Raw genomic sequence first — 19157 nt, 5'->3', positions numbered from 1 at the left:
TTGACCTTTGAGTTGATTTGTTAAACAAAGACTTTGGTGCAAGCAATTCGTTACACCAAAGTCTTTACTTTATTTTCTAACCACTGCTCTACCCGACCCTGTAGAGATTCTAATTCGTATGTCTTTGGAGCCAACCTTGGCCTCTTTTACATAGTTTTTTCTACCTCTCCAGCCTCTATCTTCTTCATATTCCTTATCGAAACGAAAAGGAGCGCTGATGTCATCTTTATCTCCAGCTTTCATGTAGAACACACCTTCAATTTCTTGACCATTGAAATCTAAGGTTGCGTTTCCTGAACCTGTGTTGAGAGAAAGGTCGTTGCTTAATGGACTTGCCAGAATAACACGTGCATTACCAGAGCCTGTGTTAAATGATGAGGGACCAGTAATGGTTGCCTCTTCAACTTCTATATTTCCACTACCTGTGTTAAAGTCTAGTTCTCCTTCAACTTCTCTGGCTCTTATGTTTCCACTACCAGTATTGAAACGCGCGCCATCTTTCAACTTTATATTTTCAAGCCTGATAGAGCCAGAACCGGTGTTAGCCGTTGTTCTTCCATCTATATCTCTCAAAGAAATATTGCCCGAACCGGTATTCGCTCGAACCTCTCCTATCACCCTATCTACTTCAATATTGCCCGAACCGGTGTTTGAATTCAGCTCTACATTTATGCCCGATACTTCTATATTTCCTGAGCCAGTTTTAAACTCCAACTCCAGTCCATCAGGTATTTCTAGAGTCCATTCAGAGTATCCCTTTGTCCAACGGCTTCTGCGGAAATCTTCTTCAATGTAAAGTCTGTCACCACTTAGGTCGAACTCAGGCGTATAATCATCCTCATCGTAGGTATATTCTACGGTAACTTTTACCTGATTGGAAGTACTCTTTTTGATTGTCCCATTTCCTGAAGCGGTAGTAAGGCGTATGCTTTTAATACCTGTGAAGGTTTTCTCTACTTTCTCCTGAGCCTGAACAGTTACAAGTGCAGCAAAGAAAATTAAGGTTGTTAATGTTGATTTGAGTTTATGCATCATATTAAGGTTTGTCATAGAGACACCTTAGTTTTTGAAAGGATGCACAGAAATAAAAAAAGAGTCTGTCTTAAATGTTGATTGTTATTCCCGGCCCCTACCAGGAATGACCGTAATTACGTCTTTGTAGTCAGCCTTCTCTCATAAAGCGGCTGTGGCTAATTAGTCCTTAAGCTGGCTTCTAAGCATGTTAGCATAAGTGGCTAACGCACTTTGGCTTTCCTCTAAATTCTTTTTGAAAGCCTCCATATTCTTCGGGTCGATATCTAACACCGTATTGAAAACTTTGCTGTAATAGTCTACCCAAGTATTCAGTATATCTAGCTCAATGGCTTTATCTGCACCACTTGCAATATTACTCTTACTCAAGTTCATTTCTTGCTGTAACCGAATTGTGGCCTTGGTGGTAGTATTCAGCAAAATCATGTTGGCTAAATTATCTTCGTTCTCAGTAAGCATAAGCGCTATGGCCAAAGCACCTGTTCCAACATTATGCATTGTTTCTTTCGAAACTTTATCTAATCTGTCTCCATCAGTATGGTAAAACTGATCGGTGAAGTGCCAGAGTAAAAGTCCAGGGATATTACCCTGAAGGAAAGGAACATGGTCACTACCTCCTTCGAAAGGATTGAAATTGACCTCCCAATTCTTTTGCTCGCCTATATTTTTGAAGACGGAGATAACTAAATCATTAAAGTAATGTGGCTTCAATTGTTCTTTAGTAAGCGGTCTACCACCCCATTCTGAGTGCTTTTCAACTCCTCTTACCCAAATAGCACCTGGGTCAGGCATTTTCTCTATTAGGAATGTTCCGCCCGTTTTTTCAGTGTCTTCACCTACCATATCGAGGCTCATTCCCCACTTAATACCCTTGGCTCGTTCTTTATCTTCTTGTACATACCTTCTGGTAGACACTATCTCATCTCCAAAAAGGTAGGTAATTGTTCTTTCCGGATTTATTTGATTAGCCTGAAGTAATCTGGCACTAGAAGCTGCCACTTCAGCTAAAACACCTACCCCACTGGCATTATCATTGGCTCCAGGTTCTTGAACGTGGGCACTGAAAACAAAGCGTTCTTCTGGCATTTTACTTCCTTTCAGTTCTGCAACCAAGGTAAGTTCTTCAGACTCATAAATACGAGTCTCCACATTGAGAAGAATCTCATTTTGATTCTTGGACGCAGCTTCTTTTATGGTTTGATAAGCTTTTTGCGATAGCAGAATGGCAAATGATTTTGCTTCTTCATTTAAACCGATTCCTGAAAACGATATAGAGTTAACGTGTTTAGTTGGTTGGTTATAGCTTGGAATACTGTAGGCCATCACGCCTAAAGCGCCTCTTTTCACCACTGCTTCTTGAAAGAGCATTCTGGCCGAGCCTGAACCAACCACAACTTTGCCTTTCATGTCGAATTCATCGTACTGGCTGGGTTTTGCATCTCCAACAAACAGCATTTCATACTTCTTTTCTCCTCCCGTACTGAAGGAGTTGATGGCTATCATATTTCGGTTGGTCTCAAAGTTTAGCACCTCTTGACCAGAAGCTAACTTTAGACTTGCAGAAACTGGCTCCCAAGTTTTTCGCTCTAAAGCTCTTTTCTCTATTCTATAAGTAAGTCTGTCATTAGCTTTTGCAACAGATTCCTTTACAAAACCTGCCTTTTCTAGTTTTTTGGCTACATGGTAAATGCTAGCATCAAACCCCTCGTTACCTACTACTCTGAAGTACTTTTCTACAAAGGCCACTGTGCTATAAGCCTCATTTTTATTGAAGGTCTTATCAACCAGATCAATGTATCGTTCTTGAAAATCATCGACCTGAAAGGCGTTGGCAGATAAACTCACCATTAAGGCGAAAAGAAAAAGCACTGTTGTTCTCATAAGAAAAAGTTAAAACGAAAAAGTAAGTATTCTAAAGGTTTAGGATTAGATATACCCCCAGCCCTCTAGCTTCTTGTATATCTCCAGACAAATCCAAGCATCTGTAGCCGCATAATTGAGCTGTTTTTGGGTAAGCTCTTCCACCTCCCAGTTAGACGTTTGGGCCGATTTGGAAATCCGAATCTCTAAAATCATTGCAGCTAAATTTCTAGCTCCAATGCTTTCGGCTCCAAGCTCTTCCATGGTGTCATTGAGGTCTAAAAAGCCTTTCGGCTCAAAAGATCTTAGTCGGTCTAAAAGGTTATAATCATCTTTCAGTCCTATCCCTATTTTTAGAATGTTCTCATTCTGAAGCAGGTCATGAATACAGTCTAAAACTCCTACTTTATGAATTCTAAGTAGAAAGACCTTATTCTCGGTTGCTACCTGAATTAATCCAATATTTCGAATTTGTCCTTTTTGAAAAGTAGGTTTTGCTTCTGTATCGAAACCTACTATTTCAGCCTGATTGATTTCTCTAACAGCATTTTCTATCTGTTCTTCTGTTGCAGCCACCACTATTTTCCCCGTGTAGTGACTTAGGGGAAATTCCATGACCTCATTCTTACTTATGGAAAGTGGAAACATCATAATTAGGCAACTTCTAGCTCTTCAGCTTCTTGCTTGTCTGTTAATTTTCTGATTTTAATATTAAAATAGGCAAATGCAATAGTCATAATTGGGCTTATCAAGTTAAAGAAAGCGTAGAAGAAATAGCTTCCTGTAGCTACTCCCAATACTCCACTGTGATAAGCTCCACAGGTATTCCAAGGAAACAGTACCGAAGTTACTGTTCCAGAATCTTCTAAGGTTCTACTTAAATTCTCCGGAGCCAATTTCTTCTTCTTATAAATATCGGCATACATTCTTCCCGGAACCACAATAGCCAAATATTGATCTGAAGCAGTACCATTAAAAAAGATAGTAGTAGCCGCAGTTGAAGCCACTAATGAACCTGTAGACTTTACTTTAGAAATTACAGCTTCAGCAATTCTCATCAGCAAACCACTGGCTTCCATTACTCCACCAAAAATCATGGCAGAAACAATAAGCCAAACTGTATTTAGCATACCGTACATTCCTCCAGACGAAAGTAATTCATCCACAATTTCGTTTCCTGTAACAATGGAAATGGATCCATAGAGAGACTTCATAATCCCTACAAATGTCATTTCATTGCTTGTGCCTTCCCAACCAGAAACTTCTTTAACAATATCTGGCTGAAAAATAAGCGCAAACACTCCTCCGAGTAGCGCACCTATTAGAATGGCTGGTATAGCAGGCATTTTTTTAACTATAAGGATAATGACCATTAGCGGAACTAAGAACAACCAGCCATTAATATTAAACTTAGAGTCTATAGCCATTAAAATGGCTTCCGTTTGCCCTATGCCTTCAGTACTATTTGTTGTAAACCCAATGATTAAAAAGAGAATAAGCGCAATACTAATAGATGGTACAGTTGTGTAGGCCATGTATCGGATGTGCGTGAACAAATCAGTACCAGCCATTGCTGGAGCTAAGTTAGTTGTATCTGAAAGCGGAGACATTTTATCGCCAAAGTATGCTCCAGAAAGCACAGCACCGGCAATCATACCCTCATGTAAACCTAAAGCTTTACCAATTCCAATCAGGGCTATACCCACTGTTGCTGCAGTGGTCCATGAGCTACCTGTGGCCAAGGAAACAATAGAACACACTATACAAGCTGCAAATAGAAATATTGTCGGATTCAAAATCTGAAGACCATAGTAAATCATGGCAGGCACAATTCCAGAAAGCAACCAAGTACCAGCCAAAGAACCTATTAGCAGTAGAATAATGATGGATGCCATGGCAGAACTAATGCTCTTTACAATGCCATTCTGAATCTGATTCCACTTCATGCCTAACTTTAGAGCAACTAGTGAAGCTACTCCGGCAGATAGAATTAATATAATCTGATTTGAACCATCCAGAGCTGCATCGCCAAAAATCCGAACATTGATAAAAAGTGCAATGACAAGAAAGATAATAGGGATAAGTGCCTGAAAAAGAGATGGCTTCTGAAACTTATAACTCATAAGTGTATTTGGTAAGCTTTGAAGATAACAATATTTAATTATTGGAGCATTAAATCGGCCAGTTCGGAACCGATTTTACTGCCAACGGCAACACCCATTCCGCCTAATCGCACACCAACACTTACTCTATCTGACTGTTTTTGTAGTATTGGTTTCTTATTGGGGCCGAAAGCCATGATACCAGACCAAGCGTGGTCTACCTCAAACTTTTGGTTAGGCAATATCATCTGCTCCAGATCATTTAATAGCTTATCAAGAATGCGCTGATTCACATCAAAATTGGTAGTCTTTTCCGTTTCGAAATCTACATTTCTTCCTCCTCCGAATATGACCCTATCCTGATAGTTTCTGAAGTAGTAATAGCCTTCATCATAATGATAAGTACCTTTTATTTTGAGTCCATCGACAGGTTTAGTAACCAAAACCGCACCTCTACCAGGCTCAATATCCATAGTAGGAAAAAACCACTTGGAGAAGGCGTTGGTACAAAAGGCAACTTGCTGAGCTTTAAACGTTGGGCCGTCTGCAACCGCTAACTCTACCACATCGCCTTTTTCTTCGAAAGCTACTACTTGAGCCCCTGTTATAACTTCCACTCCCTTTTCGGCTGCATACTGATAAAGGTTTTTCATCATCATGCCTGAGTGAATTTGAGCTTCTAAAGGGTTAAACACCATAGCATCTACGGCCTCCTTGGGGAAGTTAAAGTCACTAATTCTATTGTTTTCAACAGAGTAGACTGGCTTACCAAAAAGCGGAAGAAGCAGGTTATTAACTCTATCTAATTGATCAAGTGCCTTGAGTTCATCATTACGCAGTAACTCATAACCACCATAGCTCTTATAGTCTATTTTTTCATCACCTAAACGGCTGCGGAGTAGCTGCAGACCATCCCATCTAAGCTTTACTAGATTGAAAACCTCTTCTTCTGATAGCTTCTCTAAATCGGCCACTATTTCAGATAAGCTACCAAAACAAGCAAAACCAGCGTTTTTTGTACTCGCTCCTGTAGGAAAAATCCCTCTTTCTAGCACAAGCACTCGGCTATTCGGTTGCTTTTCCTTAATAGCTATGGCAGTAGATAACCCCACAATTCCACTACCCACCACAATATGATCATAGGCAATGAAAAAATCCTTTTCCCAAAAACTTAGCATGACGGGAAATTAGTGAAGAATCAATAAATTCAAACAAACAGAAAATATGTTAGACACATCTACCTTATTAGAGCGCGCAAAATCATCTAAGCGGCATTTGGCATTATTAAACTTTGGCTTAGCCAGAATGATCCCATTTAATAAACCGCATGGTTTTAAAATCAAAAACATTGGAGACCACTCTGTAGAAGTATCCATTCCATATAAGAAAGCCAACTTCAACCACATTAAAGGTATTCATGCCTGTGCCTTGGCCACGGCTTCCGAGTACTCTACGGGTTTGGTATTGCTCAACAGCTTAGATTCCAAAAAATATAGAATCATTATGCAGAGAATGGAAATGGACTACCACTATCAGGCAAAAATGGATACGGTTGTCAAATTTGAAATTTCTGAAGAATGGCTCAATAATGAAGTGATAGAGCCATTAAAAGATAAAGAATCTATAGTGGTTTGCTGTGAACCCAAAGCCTATGATAAGGATGGAAACCACCTAACTACAGGCCATATTTATTGGCAAATAAAAGATTGGGCAAAAGTGAAAACAAAGCTTTAACCGCTGAAATAAAAGCGTTTAGTCGAATTTAACCTACTTGCTAACTTCATAAAAAACCATTGACCTTATGAAGAAGCATTTAGCAGCTTACTTGCTTATAGGACTTGCATTTTGCACTTGCAGCCCAAAAGAGCAATCTATAGACAACACTTTCTACTATGTAACCAGGCTAGGAAGCGACACTCTAGCAATTGAAAGAGTAGAAAAACAAGAAAACAGCCTTAGGGCAGATGTAGTCTTAAGAAGCCCAAGAATTAGCCTAACCTCTTACGGCATTAGCTGGGACACCAATAATAAGTTAAAGTCACTGACTGCCGTAGCTTACGAAGGCCTGTTTGGAGAATTCCCTGTAGGCGGTTCTGTAAAACAAAATATTGAAGCCGAAGGAGACAGCTTAGTCTCTGAAAGTGAAGGAAGAAACGGAATGGTGAGAAGCTCAATGCTCAATGACAATACTTATTTACCATTTATTGATATGGTACATTGGCCTTATGACATTGCCTTCAACCGAGCGCACCTATCTGCAGAAGATTCAATTCATCAATACTTATTGACTGGCAGGAGAGCGTCTGATTTCATCATTCATAGAACTGCAGACAACGAATATACCCTGAGACACCCGTCTAGAGGTTATATGTATGTACAAACCGATGATAAGGGCAACATGACTTGGTTAGATGCCAAAGAGACTACCAGAAAACTGATAGTTGAAAGAGTATCTGATCTAGACTTTGAGAAGTTAACAGAGAAGTACATCGAAATCGACAAAAAAGGCTCTCCGTTTGGCACACTTAGTCCGGCTGAAGAGATGGAAACTAGCTTTGGCGGATCCGACTTCAAAGTTACTTTTGGTTCGCCTCAAAAGAGAGGGAGAACAATTTTTGGTGGAATTGTTCCTTATGGTGAACGTTGGAGAACGGGAGCCAATAGCGCTAGCCACTTCTCTACCACCAAAGACATTTACATTGCAGGGAATAAAGTACCAGCAGGCGAATACACCTTGTTCAGCATTCCTGAAGAAAACGGGGGCACCTTAATCATAAATAAACAAACAGGACAAAACGGTCAGTCTTACGATGAAAGTAGAGACCTAATGCGAGTACCCATGATGAGGGAAGAAAACAGCGAAGAAGTTGAAGGTTTTACTATCCAAGTGGTAGAAACAGAAAATGGCGGAAGCATTGAACTGCTATGGGATAGGACTATTTACTATGTGAATTTTAACTTTGAATAGAAGTTTAAAAATCGACTTAGAAACCTCCATTTTTTTCACATACACATAAACGTATTTCAAACTATATAATGGTTTGATCAACTCCAAAAACTGGCTTCTAGAGTAAATTAGAAGCCAGTTTTGCTTTATCTGCTCCTGTTATTTCTAAGGTTCTTTACCTAACTTCACAGAGTCCTTAGGGACAAATTGACACCTAAACATTCAGATACTATGCGGACTGCCGATTGGCCTTGCCTCTCTATATTTAGAAGCAAGAAGAGAAAACTATACTATCTCGAAAAAGAGGATTTCTATCACTCGCTAAATGCTCTTAATGTAGCTTCGGCCTTTAGTTTCAATAAAGAAACTAGTCATGTAGATTTTAGCACCGCAAAACCAATTAGATTTTATAGACTAGAATTTGGGGCTTCAGTTAAGGACGCCAAAAAGCTCTTTGGTAAGCCAAATTTCATTCAGCACAAAAACCTACCACTCAAATCTCAACAAACCTTATTCTATAAATTCAGCATAAAAGGAATTAAGAGTATTATTCAAATGCACTTTTATGAAGATGAATTATTCTTTGCTCAAATTCAGTTAAGGAGTCACAACAACCAGCTTAAAGACATTTTTCTAAACCTATTTAAAATCAAACATGCTTTACATAATCTTGATTGGAATCAGACTGTAAAGGATGAGTCGGGAAATAGGATCATATTAAAGGATGATGTTACACCTAAAGTGAGCTTTGTATCTCATAACCAAGCTTTATGGAATAACATTAATCATGAATTGAACCATCTGGTTGAAAAGAATAATAACTACTCAATATACAACACACCACAAATTGCTCTACGATGGAGTTAGAGTACCCTTACACCTAAACACAACTCACAAAAAAGCTATTCTTCTGGATTAGCTTTTTTTGTGCTTTCGCTTAATAGCTACATCTGCTATCTTTAAGCTCCAAGTAGTGCCCAGTCATGAAAGCCAAACAAAGAAGAAGCACAACCTGCAACAATTGCGGTTCTCATTTAGAGGAAGATTACAACTATTGTCCAAGTTGCGGTCAGTCTAATTCAGACAACAATGTCACCTTCTCCACGCTATTCAAAGAGTTTTTGGATAACTACTTTGGAATAGACTCAAAGCTAGCCCATAGTTTCATTCCTTTTTTATTCAACCCAGGAGCACTTACCAATAGGTTTCATGAAGGTAAAGTGAAGCACTTCATTCATCCGGTAAGGCTTTACTTGGTAATGAGTCTCTTTTACTTTTTCACAATAAGCTATTTATTGTCAGACATCAACTTAAATACTTTTGATGAAGAGGCCGAATATACTACCGCTAGCATTGAGGCTCTTAAAGACAATAGTAGGCTTCAACTCTTATCCGACAGTACCAGGATGGCTTTATTGGAAGACTCTTTAGTGGACCGATACAGTAATATTGCCTCTTTCGACCAACTAGTAGACTCGTTAGATGCAGACTATGGAGAAGACTTCTTAGAAGATTTTAAGGTTTCCTTAAGCTCTGTCTCCATTCCGGATAGAAAAGAAGAAGGCTACATTAATAAAATGCACCGATTGGCCCGTGATAATAGAATTGCCGACTCTGTTTTTTGGGACTCCCTGACCCAAGGAGGTAAAACAAACTTCAAGTTATTCTCCAACAGTGATGAAGCCCATCTACAACAGCAGGTAAGAAAGATATTTAAGAATGATGAGGGCTTTAAAGGCTTTGTACTTGGTAACCTACCACTAATGATGTTTATTCTTATTCCTCTATTCGCAGGAATCTTGAAACTGATTTACGTAAGGAGAAAGCATCTATATATTAAGCATATTGTACATGCACTGCACATACACTCCTTTGCCTATCTGATCTACGGATTAACGCTACTGATTATGTTCAAACTAATTACTGAAGGTAGTTTTCCAGATGGACAAGCAGTAGGCCTAAGAGGCATCTTAGGCTTTGCCGTCTTTGTTGTCACTAGTACGTACGCCTATATTTCCTTTCTAAAAGTATACAAGCAGCAATGGTTTAAGACACTGATAAAGTTTAACATAGTTGGCTTCATCTACGTTTTCTTTCTTCAGATTTTCTTCTCACTAGAAGTACTTATTAGTTTCTGGTATTACTAATAAATACTAGTGAATGGCTTTAAGACTTTCGTTACTGGCCTCAATAATTCTATCGGCTAATGCTGGCGTAATAGACTTAGATATAAACCAAGACTCAAATTGTGATGGCGGTAAGTAGACCCCTCTTTTGAGCATCTCTCTAAAGTATTGTCCAAATAGTTTCAAGTCACATTTCTTAGCTCCTTCAAAGTCAGTCACTTTTTCAGAGGTAAAGAACAAACTAATCATAGAACCTATTCTATTGATAGTGTAAGGTAAACCAAGCTCATCTAAACCAGCTTGAATACCATTCTCTAGTTTAGCAGTGATTAATGCCAAGTCGCTATACAAGCTCTCATCACTAGTTATCTCATTCAACATAGCATGCCCTGCTGCCATAGCCACTGGGTTTCCGCTCAATGTACCTGCCTGATAAACAGGCCCTACAGGAGCTACAAAATCCATAATCTCTTTTTTACCACCATAGGCTCCTACTGGCATTCCTCCACCAATAATTTTTCCTAGGGTAGTCAAATCTGGCTGAACATTAAAAACACCTTGAGCACCTGCTTTAGACAGCCTAAAGCCTGTCATTACCTCATCGAAAATCAAGACAATCCCCTCAGAGTCGCAAATCTTTCTAAGAGCTTCTAAATAACCTTGATTAGGCAGAATACAGCCCATATTTCCGGCAACTGGCTCTATGATTACAGCCGCTACATTATCCTTATTGGCCATAACGGCCTCATGAACTTTATTAATATCATTGAAAGGCACCGTGATGGTATCTCTAGCTGTGCCTTTAGTTACTCCTGGGCTATTAGGTTCTCCCAGTGTAATAGCACCACTACCAGCAGCTATCAGAAAAGAGTCTCCATGACCGTGATAGCAACCTTCAAACTTAATAACCTTAGAACGACCCGTGTACCCCCTAGCCAAACGAACAGCCGACATAGTTGCCTCTGTGCCAGAGTTAACCATTCTCACTTTCTCAATGCTTGGCACCATCTCACAGATGGTCTTGGCCATTTCTATTTCTTTTGCGGTAGGTGCACCAAACGATAGAGAGCCTTTTACGGCCTCATGAACAGCCTCTTCTATTTTTTCATTGGCATGCCCTAAAATCATTGGCCCCCATGAGTTAATCAGCTCGATGTATTCATTTCCATCTTCATCATAAATAAAAGCTCCTTTTGCCTTTTTAATGAAAATCGGATTTCCACCAACTGCTTTAAATGCTCTCACTGGCGAGTTAACACCACCAGGGATATAATTTTGAGCCTCTTCAAAGAGGTTATTGCTTTTTGTAATCTGATGCATACTACTGATCTTCTATCTTCTCTACCTTCGCAGACCTAACCCTTAAATATGGCATGTATCTGTTATCGTTAGAAAGCCTGTATCTAAAGTATTCGGTAAGCTCTCCTTCAATCAAATCTCTTCGCCTTAAACCTACCTGAAAATACTTTCCATATTCTTGCAAAAGTTTTCCAAAGGTTACTACAATATCATAGCCCAAATAGGCATCTCCAAGTCTTTCTTCTTTAACCGGACTTGAAAGAAATCTGTTTATATAATTCTCTCTAAACTCAGCCACTTTTGAAGTAGAGTAATTCATATAATTACTACCCACTAAAATCGCATTCAAACGCTCTAGTTGATCGAAAGAAAGTGATTGCTCCGCTGTCAAAAACCTAGAAGAAGCAAGAAACCCTACGGTATCTGGCCTAGCTGCAATACCGCTTAACGCACTAGTAGAAAGCTGAGAATAGTCAGACGCTATAAAAACATGGCCTATGCTATCTGGTAATATTTTAAGCGTGTCTTTTACAAAGTCCCTCTCTGAGTACTTCTGCCAACGCTGAACCCCAGCAGCCTTCAGCGAGTCCATTTCTTCAATCATTCGATTGACTAAGCTAGAATCTTGGTCAATCTCTTGTTCCTCTACCAACCACTGTTGAATTTTTACTGACTCATTAGGAGGCACACGCTTAAAAATTGGCACATTAAAAGAATCTTTCTCAAGGAGTTCCTTATACAATAGAGCTCGCTCTAAATCGGCATCTCCTGAATAGAATACAGCTGCATTCTTATTTTTCCTAAAGTGCTTAACAGCATAGTCTGCAGACCTAATGGCTATTGACTCATTACTTGGGTAGTATAAAAAAGCAAAAGGGTTTTCTACTAGAATCTCACTATTGGAAGAAAGAGGGTTGATCATGTTAATTCTCTTCTCCTTAGAAAAAGGCGTCATTTGCTCTACAGCCCCCTGAGTTACTGGGCCTATAATAAAGTCTAAATCATCTAACTCTCCAGATCGAATCATCTGATCAAGCCTTTGCCTGCCATCTCGAGTATCTACAGTTATCAGATTTACATTGATGCCTTCACTCTTTAATTTTTCTACACCTAATAATGCACCATGATACATTCTAGTAGTCCAGTTAGACTCTAGTTGAGCTATTCTGGCCGAATCACCTCTATAAGCGAAAGGCAAAAACAATCCGATATTGTAAACTTCCTTTTTTGGAGAAACCTCAATATCGTCTAAGGTCAGAGAAATCTGTAAGTCGTATTGCTCCTGAAGGGAGTTCAATAGCTCCAAATCTTGATCTTGAACATCTAAGCGGAGCATTTCAGATGCTAGTTGAGAAGCAATCAGATTTTCTGGATAATCATTCAGCAAAGCCTTTAAGCGGTCAATATCTCGAATTGAATCAACAGCTTGCTTTTTAAGCGCATTAATTGAAAAGCTAAAGTTATCATCTTCAACCTTTGCCAAGTAATCAAAACCCTCGGCAATCTGCCCCTGCTCAATAGCGATTAAGCCCAACCAGTAATCGATCTCATTGTCGATCTTCCAATTAGGATATTTGCCTTGAATCTGCTTAAAAGCATTTTTGGCTATTACTCTATCACCAGTTTTATAGGCAGAAACCGCATAATAGAAAGAGGCATATTTCACCATGTCATTCTCTTGAGTAAGAGCGGTCAATGGTTCAAACTTTCCAAAAGCCAAGGCATATTGCTCTTGGTCGAAAAGCTGTTTTCCTTCTTCAAATAACTGCTTAATGTTTTGTGCTAATGCAGTTGAAAAACTCATTAGCACAAAAACAACTGCCAGTAAAAATCTCTGCATTATTCCCATTCTATGGTGGCCGGTGGTTTAGAACTGATATCGTAAACCACTCTATTTACTCCTTTTACTTTATTAATAATATCATTTGAAACGTCTTGCAAGAAGTTATAAGGTAGATCTACCCAATCGGCTGTCATACCATCTACAGAAGTAACAGCTCTAAGTGCCACTACTTGTTCATAAGTTCTTTCATCGCCCATTACTCCAACCGAGTGAATTGGCAACAACATAGCTCCTGCTTGCCAAACGTCATCATACAGCCCTTTTTCTTTTAGCCCGTTGATAAATATGTAATCAACCTCCTGAAGTATAGCTACCTTCTCTGGTGTAATATCTCCGAGAATTCTAATGCCAAGCCCTGGCCCCGGGAATGGGTGACGACCTAATATATTCGGGTCAATTTCCAGACTTCTACCAACGTTTCTCACCTCATCTTTGAAAAGTGTATTCAGTGGCTCAACCACCTTTAGATTCATCTTCTCAGGCAAACCTCCAACGTTGTGATGCGATTTTATTGTAGCTGAAGGTCCCTTCACAGAAACAGATTCAATTACATCAGGATAAATTGTTCCTTGACCTAACCATTTTACATCTTGAATCTTGTGCGCTTCTTGGTCAAAAACTTCAATAAACACTCTACCGATGGCCTTTCTTTTCCCTTCCGGATCGGTAATACCTTCTAAAGCATCGTAGAACTGCTGCTTGGCATCTACCCCCTTCACATTTAAACCCATGCCCTTGTAAGACTCAAGCACAGACTCAAACTCATTCTTTCTTAGCAGTCCATTATCAACAAAAATACAATGTAGATTATCGCCAATAGCCCTATTTATTAAAACAGCCGCTACTGAAGAATCTACCCCGCCTGAAAGGCCAAGAACAACCTTATCATTCCCAAGTTTTTCCTTCAACTCAGCAATTGTAGTCTCTGCAAAAATATCTGGAGTCCACTCTTGGGCACAACCACATATATGAACCACAAAATTTCTTAAAAGTATTTTACCTTCTTCCGAATGGGTTACCTCGGGGTGAAACTGAATACCATAAGTAAGCTCATTCTGAACCTTGTAAGCCGCCACGGCAACACTTGGTGTACTTGCTATAATATCGAAACCCTTAGGAAGCTCTTTAATGGTATCTCCGTGAGACATCCAAACTTGAGAATCTAGGCTTATTTCTTTCATTAAGTCGAAGTGAGAGTCCACATGACTTAAGCGCGCTCTACCATACTCTCTAATTTCAGAAGGCAAAACATTACCACCATACTTTTGAGCCATAAGTTGCGCTCCATAGCACACCCCTAGAACAGGAACCTTGCCACGGAACATATCTACATCAACATCGGGAGCATCTTCTTCTCTCACTGAGCAAGGGCTACCGGAGAATATTACTCCTTTTATATCGTCTGTAATTTCAGGAAGGTTATTGTAAGGATGTATTTCGCAGTAGACGTTGAGCTCTCTGACTCTTCGTGCAATTAGTTGAGTATACTGCGATCCAAAATCAAGGATGAGGATCTGTTCTGCCATGCGCAAAAATAACAAAGCCCAATGATTCGCTAAACAAAAAGAACTATTTCTATTCTCTTAGCTAAAATCCCTCACCCTTGTATTTTACTGAAAATGAGCCTATAGGCAGCACCTGCGTTATCAGAACGATATTCTGTATATATCCATAAGTAAAATATTATTCTGAATATGTAACTTTTACAGAACTTTATTCGTATAATTGATTGTATCTCAAATAAAGATGGCAGGATATTCAGGAACACCCTTATTAAAAAAACTTGGTATCAAGGAAGGCTTTGTTTTGCAAACCTATCATGAACCGAGCAATTACTGGGATGACCTAGGGCCGCTACCTGATAACGCTCAGGTAAGTTCCGAAAATCAGTCAAACGAGGTAGATTCTATCCATTACTTCTGCAAATCGGCCGATACGCTGAGGGCGGAAATTCTACAACTCAAATCTTTACTCAAGAAAACGGGACAGCTCTGGATTTCTTGGCCAAAGAAATCATCTAATGTACCCACTGACCTAAGCGACAGGATTGTTCGCCACACTGGTCTAGAAGCAGGGCTAGTTGATGTAAAAGTATGCGCGATTGACGACATCTGGTCTGCACTAAAGTTTGTGTACCGACTAACCAATCGCTAATACCCACCCCAACATTTCAGGAATACTATACACCAGCCGTACGGGCTGAATGGAAGAATTATGTTTAACCTTTAACCAATTATTACTATGACCTTTATTGGAATAATCATTATCCTACTTGGACTTATAACACTCATTGTCAGGCCATTTCTTTCTGAAGAAGACAAATATTCAGAAGGGAAAGACGGTCAGATGATAAAAACTAAATCTAAAGCTTCTCCCTGGCTACTCATGTTCAGTAGAAGGATATCTTTAGCCATAGTGGCTGTTGGAGCTTTTATGATTATGGTACCTTATCTGTTCTTTTGGGCAGAGCCCGGCTACCAGTATTTTGTAGTGTATCCTAACGGTAAGAAAGATGCAGTAATGACCGAGGGAATCAAATTTCGTGGGTTTGCGAAAATTACTCCCTGGCAAAAATTCATCGATGTTAAAGTGGTCAGCGATGGAGAAGATACCGATGAGATCGAAGGAGAAATGGATCCCATTCCCATCCGGTTCATCGACCAAGTTACCGCTACAACAAAGCTTTCAACTCGTTTTCAGTTACCTGCAGACAAGGAGTCTTTCATCGAGCTGGCTATCGAGTTCCGTAGCTTACAAAACCTCGCACAAAACACCTTAATACCTACAGTGAGAGAGGTTGTTTCTAACACCGGGTACATGTTTGCAGCTCAAGACTACATCTCTGGTTCGGCTTCAGACTTTAGGGTTGCCATAGAAGAGCAATTGAAAGATGGCGCTTACAGTGTAGAAAAAACGGAATATAGAGACACTGTTGTGACAGCAATTGAGCAAGAAAACCGTGAGATCAAAGAAGTACAAACTCGCTACGAAGTGAAAAAGCGTGAAGATGGAAATGGTAAATTCATCAGGATACCTCACGATATAAATGAGAACAATATAATAGTAGCACAGGTGATTGTAGACGATGTGATTCTGGAGCAAGTCTTCAAACAAAGACTTGAAGCCCAAAGAGATGAATCTGCCAAAAGGCAATTGGAGCAGCAAAAAATCAAGACTGCGAAAGATGCCCAAGCCAGAATTATTGCAGAGGGTGAGCGCGATAAGGCTGCAGAGAGAGTAACTCAGGAGAAAGAGCAGGTGAAAGCATTGATCTCAATTGAGACCAAGTTGAAGCAGGAAGAGACAAATAAGAAGCTTGCTGCCATAGCACTAGAAACTGAGCGACTTAAAGCAACCGCTCAAAAAGTGAAAGCCGATGCCGAGTCTTATCAAAACGCCAAACTAGTTTCGGCAGGTTTGACACCTCAGCAGAGGGCTGAGTTAGAAAAAGAAATCGCCATTGGTGTAGCCAAGGAGATTGCTAAAATCAAATTCCCAACTACCATGATAATGGGTGGTGGAGATGATGGAGGCGGAACACCACTAGAAGCACTAATCGGTGCAGCGATGACTAAACAATTAACCTCCACCACTAAGGGTGGCAACTAAAGAAAGCGAGCTCCGGCTCGCTTTTTTCTATAATCTAAAAGCTAATTGTCATTATAGCTTCCATGCCGACATATCGGGAGGGAACCTCCCTAGACTGGCTTTGCAGAACTGAAGGGATTCTCAGACAAGCAAGGAATGACCAAATTAGTTGCTTTTGAGATGGCCTCTATTTTCTTGTGCTAATCCAGAAGCTCTAGGATGTAGTACCTAACTCCTAAAGAAAATGTATTCCAGTCCCAAGACTGCAAACCATAATTATACTCTGTTCGCAAGGCCAGTCTATTAAATCTGTATTGAACTTGTGTTCGAAAAAAATGTGGGTAGTCCCTATTCCCTAAATAACCAGTATATCCTACTACATCGCTACTTAACAACCACGATCTGTTTAAATACTCCACACCAAATCCGTAGTAAGGCGCATCATTCTGATTATGGTTAGAACCACCAGGAAGGCGGTTCTTGTTCGTTTGCCAAGTCACAAAACCCAAAGATGCCTTCAGCAGTAACTTCTCTTCTTCTTTTTCTATCATGGTTTTAGAGAAATTTCCTTCCCACTGGTAAAGACTGTTATCGGTAGACCTCGCATTAGTAAGGTTTCCACCAGTGGTGGTTTTAGTATGTAGCCTAAACCCAAAATTGAACGGCAACCAATGTTTTTCTCGAAAAACCTTAAATATCACTCCGTAAGCCACATCACCAGTATTTCCACCTTTTCCACCGAGCCCCATCATTCTTCTTTCATCACGAGTCTCAGGTGTCACCTCCCATGTTTCATATGGAACGCTAGTGATGTAAAGCATTACCCTATCTCTTGCTAACGGAAAATTCCCCTTAAGAAAGAAGTTCTGTGTTTTATCTCCATTACCAGCATGAGTTTGCCCTAAGGCCTGTACCCAAAACTCGTTATCGATAGTCATATTGGGTAAAGAGGGCATAATCATGGCATTTGGCCCTAAATACCCAGGAGATAAGTTGATGTACCTAGACCGATCAGGACCTGCTGCATCAGGATAATTATGCAGCTGATCCCACCAATCTAAAACACCTTGGCCTGAAACTTGAAAACTGATGAATACAAAAAAAATGGCCAGTGCCCTGCGCATAGTCTTAAATGAAGGCCGAAATTATAAAGTTCCTTTGGTTGAAGGAAGCTTATCTAATTCATTTTCATTTCTAGAAACAGCCATTTTAATGGCTTTAGCAAAAGCCTTAAAGATTGCTTCAATTTTATGATGCTCATTATCTCCCTCTACCTTAATATTCAAATTACTCTTAGAAGTATCTGAAAAGGACTTGAAGAAGTGCATAAACATTTCAGTTGGCATATCTCCAACTTTCTCTCTTTTGAAGTCAGCGTCCCAAACCAACCATGGCCTACCACTAAAGTCTATTGCTACTTGAGCCAGGGCTTCATCCATTGGAAGCAGGAAACCGTAACGATTTATACCTTTTTTATCTCCTAAAGCTTTCAAATACGCTTCACCCAGTGCCAAGGCTGTATCTTCAATAGTATGATGCTCATCTATGTGCAAATCTCCTTCCACATGAACCTTCAAATCAGCTCCCGAGTGTTTTCCTAACTGATCTAACATATGATCGAAGAAACCTAAACCAGTCTTGTTGTCACATTTACCTTCACCATCTAAGTTCAATTCTACAAGAATATCAGTCTCTTTGGTGGTACGCTGAACAGTGGCTTTTCTATCTGGCAAGCGTAGGAATTGATAAATTTCGTCCCAGCTAGTCGTAGTTAATGCAGCTCTTTCATCTGCCTCTTCTGCGAGGTAGATAGCCTTAGCTCCTAGGTTTTCAGCTAGTTGAATATCTGTTTTTCTATCACCAAAAACATAAGAATTGGCTAAGTCATAATCACCTTCCAAGTATTTGGTAAGCAAGCCAGTTCCTGGCTTTCTTGTAGGTGCATTTTCATGCTCAAAGGTTTTATCTATGCAGATTTCATCGAAGACAACTCCTTCATTTTCCAAAGTCTTGAGCATCTTATTATGGGCTGGCCAAAATGTTTCTTCTGGAAATGAGTCAGTTCCCAACCCATCTTGGTTAGTAACCATTACCAACTCATAATCGAGTTGTTCTGCAATCTTTCTTAGGTTGCTAATTGCTCCAGGTAAGAACTCTAATTTTTCTAATGAATCTACCTGATAGTCGGTTGGCGGCTCCACTATGATGGTTCCGTCTCTATCTATAAAAAGTACTTTTTTCATGGTTGGTTATAGTGCGTCATTGCGAGGAGCAAGCTTTGCACTTGCAAAAGATTGTGACGAAGCAATCCGCTTATTAACTGACACTGGGTACAGAACAGACAGATTGCTTCGTCATGA

16 protein-coding genes are annotated in these 19157 nt (G+C 39.8%); 6 read left to right on the top strand and 10 right to left on the bottom strand.

Annotation, left to right across the window (positions count from 1 at the left end; all coding sequences use genetic code 11):
* Positions 1-69: 69 nt before the first annotated feature.
* The 5 genes from AWW68_RS09600 to AWW68_RS09580 all read right to left on the bottom strand — a co-directional run bounded on the left by AWW68_RS09600 (position 70) and on the right by AWW68_RS09580 (position 6172).
* A complete protein-coding gene (locus AWW68_RS09600) occupies positions 70-1050 on the bottom strand; it encodes a DUF4097 family beta strand repeat-containing protein (RefSeq protein ID WP_068220015.1) in 981 nt (326 codons plus the stop codon).
* 144 nt (positions 1051-1194) lie between these two features.
* On the bottom strand, positions 1195-2913 hold the full coding sequence (locus AWW68_RS09595; RefSeq protein WP_068220012.1) for a M28 family peptidase: 1719 nt from the start codon (positions 2911-2913) through the stop codon (positions 1195-1197).
* 45 nt (positions 2914-2958) lie between these two features.
* Positions 2959-3507, bottom strand: coding sequence for a 3'-5' exonuclease (locus AWW68_RS09590; RefSeq protein ID WP_221405985.1), 549 nt, complete (start codon positions 3505-3507; stop codon positions 2959-2961).
* A 38-nt stretch (positions 3508-3545) separates the two neighbouring features.
* Positions 3546-5015, bottom strand: a complete 1470-nt coding sequence (gene nhaC, locus AWW68_RS09585; protein ID WP_068220006.1) for a Na+/H+ antiporter NhaC — start codon at positions 5013-5015, stop codon at positions 3546-3548.
* A gap of 38 nt (positions 5016-5053) precedes the next feature.
* On the bottom strand, positions 5054-6172 hold the full coding sequence (locus AWW68_RS09580) for an NAD(P)/FAD-dependent oxidoreductase (protein ID WP_068220003.1): 1119 nt from the start codon (positions 6170-6172) through the stop codon (positions 5054-5056).
* 46 nt (positions 6173-6218) lie between these two features.
* Between AWW68_RS09580 and AWW68_RS09575 the strand changes: the two genes are divergently transcribed.
* From AWW68_RS09575 to AWW68_RS09560, 4 genes are all read left to right on the top strand, one after another.
* Positions 6219-6728 carry a DUF4442 domain-containing protein gene (locus AWW68_RS09575; RefSeq protein WP_068220001.1) on the top strand — a complete coding sequence of 170 codons (510 nt, stop codon included), beginning with the start codon at positions 6219-6221 and terminating at the stop codon, positions 6726-6728.
* Positions 6729-6795: 67 nt separating this feature from the next.
* Positions 6796-7962, top strand: coding sequence for a DUF2911 domain-containing protein (locus AWW68_RS09570; RefSeq protein WP_068219999.1), 1167 nt, complete (start codon positions 6796-6798; stop codon positions 7960-7962).
* A gap of 210 nt (positions 7963-8172) precedes the next feature.
* The gene (locus AWW68_RS09565; RefSeq protein ID WP_068219996.1) at positions 8173-8808 is read left to right on the top strand and encodes a hypothetical protein; all 636 of its coding nucleotides are present in this window, start codon (positions 8173-8175) and stop codon (positions 8806-8808) included.
* Positions 8809-8924: 116 nt separating this feature from the next.
* Complete coding sequence (locus tag AWW68_RS09560; protein WP_068219993.1) at positions 8925-10088, top strand: DUF3667 domain-containing protein; 1164 nt, start codon at positions 8925-8927, stop codon at positions 10086-10088.
* 6 nt (positions 10089-10094) lie between these two features.
* Here the strand turns inward: AWW68_RS09560 and hemL are convergent, their stop codons facing one another.
* From hemL to guaA, 3 genes are read right to left on the bottom strand one after another with little or no spacing between them, the layout of a single operon-like run.
* Positions 10095-11387, bottom strand: coding sequence for a glutamate-1-semialdehyde 2,1-aminomutase (hemL, locus tag AWW68_RS09555; RefSeq protein WP_068219989.1), 1293 nt, complete (start codon positions 11385-11387; stop codon positions 10095-10097).
* A 1-nt stretch (position 11388) separates the two neighbouring features.
* Entirely contained in the window at positions 11389-13206 is a 1818-nt protein-coding gene (locus AWW68_RS09550; RefSeq protein ID WP_157717592.1) for a hypothetical protein, read from the bottom strand.
* A complete protein-coding gene (gene guaA, locus AWW68_RS09545) occupies positions 13206-14735 on the bottom strand; it encodes a glutamine-hydrolyzing GMP synthase (protein ID WP_068219983.1) in 1530 nt (509 codons plus the stop codon). Before guaA ends, AWW68_RS09550 begins: the two co-directional genes overlap by 1 nt.
* Before the next feature lie 220 nt (positions 14736-14955).
* Here guaA and AWW68_RS09540 point away from each other — a divergent pair, with 220 nt between their 5' ends.
* Both AWW68_RS09540 and AWW68_RS09535 read left to right on the top strand, forming a co-directional pair.
* Positions 14956-15363, top strand: a complete 408-nt coding sequence (locus AWW68_RS09540; protein ID WP_068219981.1) for a DUF3052 family protein — start codon at positions 14956-14958, stop codon at positions 15361-15363.
* Between the two features lie 87 nt (positions 15364-15450).
* On the top strand, positions 15451-16818 hold the full coding sequence (locus tag AWW68_RS09535) for an SPFH domain-containing protein (RefSeq protein WP_068219979.1): 1368 nt from the start codon (positions 15451-15453) through the stop codon (positions 16816-16818).
* Positions 16819-16997: 179 nt separating this feature from the next.
* On the opposite strand, the gene AWW68_RS09530 is transcribed toward AWW68_RS09535, so the two are convergent.
* Positions 16998-17921, bottom strand: a complete 924-nt coding sequence (locus AWW68_RS09530; RefSeq protein WP_068219974.1) for a hypothetical protein — start codon at positions 17919-17921, stop codon at positions 16998-17000.
* A gap of 21 nt (positions 17922-17942) precedes the next feature.
* Entirely contained in the window at positions 17943-19040 is a 1098-nt protein-coding gene (hisB, locus tag AWW68_RS09525; RefSeq protein ID WP_068219972.1) for a bifunctional histidinol-phosphatase/imidazoleglycerol-phosphate dehydratase HisB, read from the bottom strand.
* Between the last annotated feature and the right edge of the window lie 117 nt (positions 19041-19157).

It is taken from the genome of Roseivirga spongicola, from assembly GCF_001592965.1.
In the GTDB taxonomy this organism is placed as follows: domain Bacteria; phylum Bacteroidota; class Bacteroidia; order Cytophagales; family Cyclobacteriaceae; genus Roseivirga; species Roseivirga spongicola.
The sequence above is the reverse complement of the archived record's forward strand: the minus strand, read 5'-3'. Positions and strand labels throughout refer to the sequence as shown.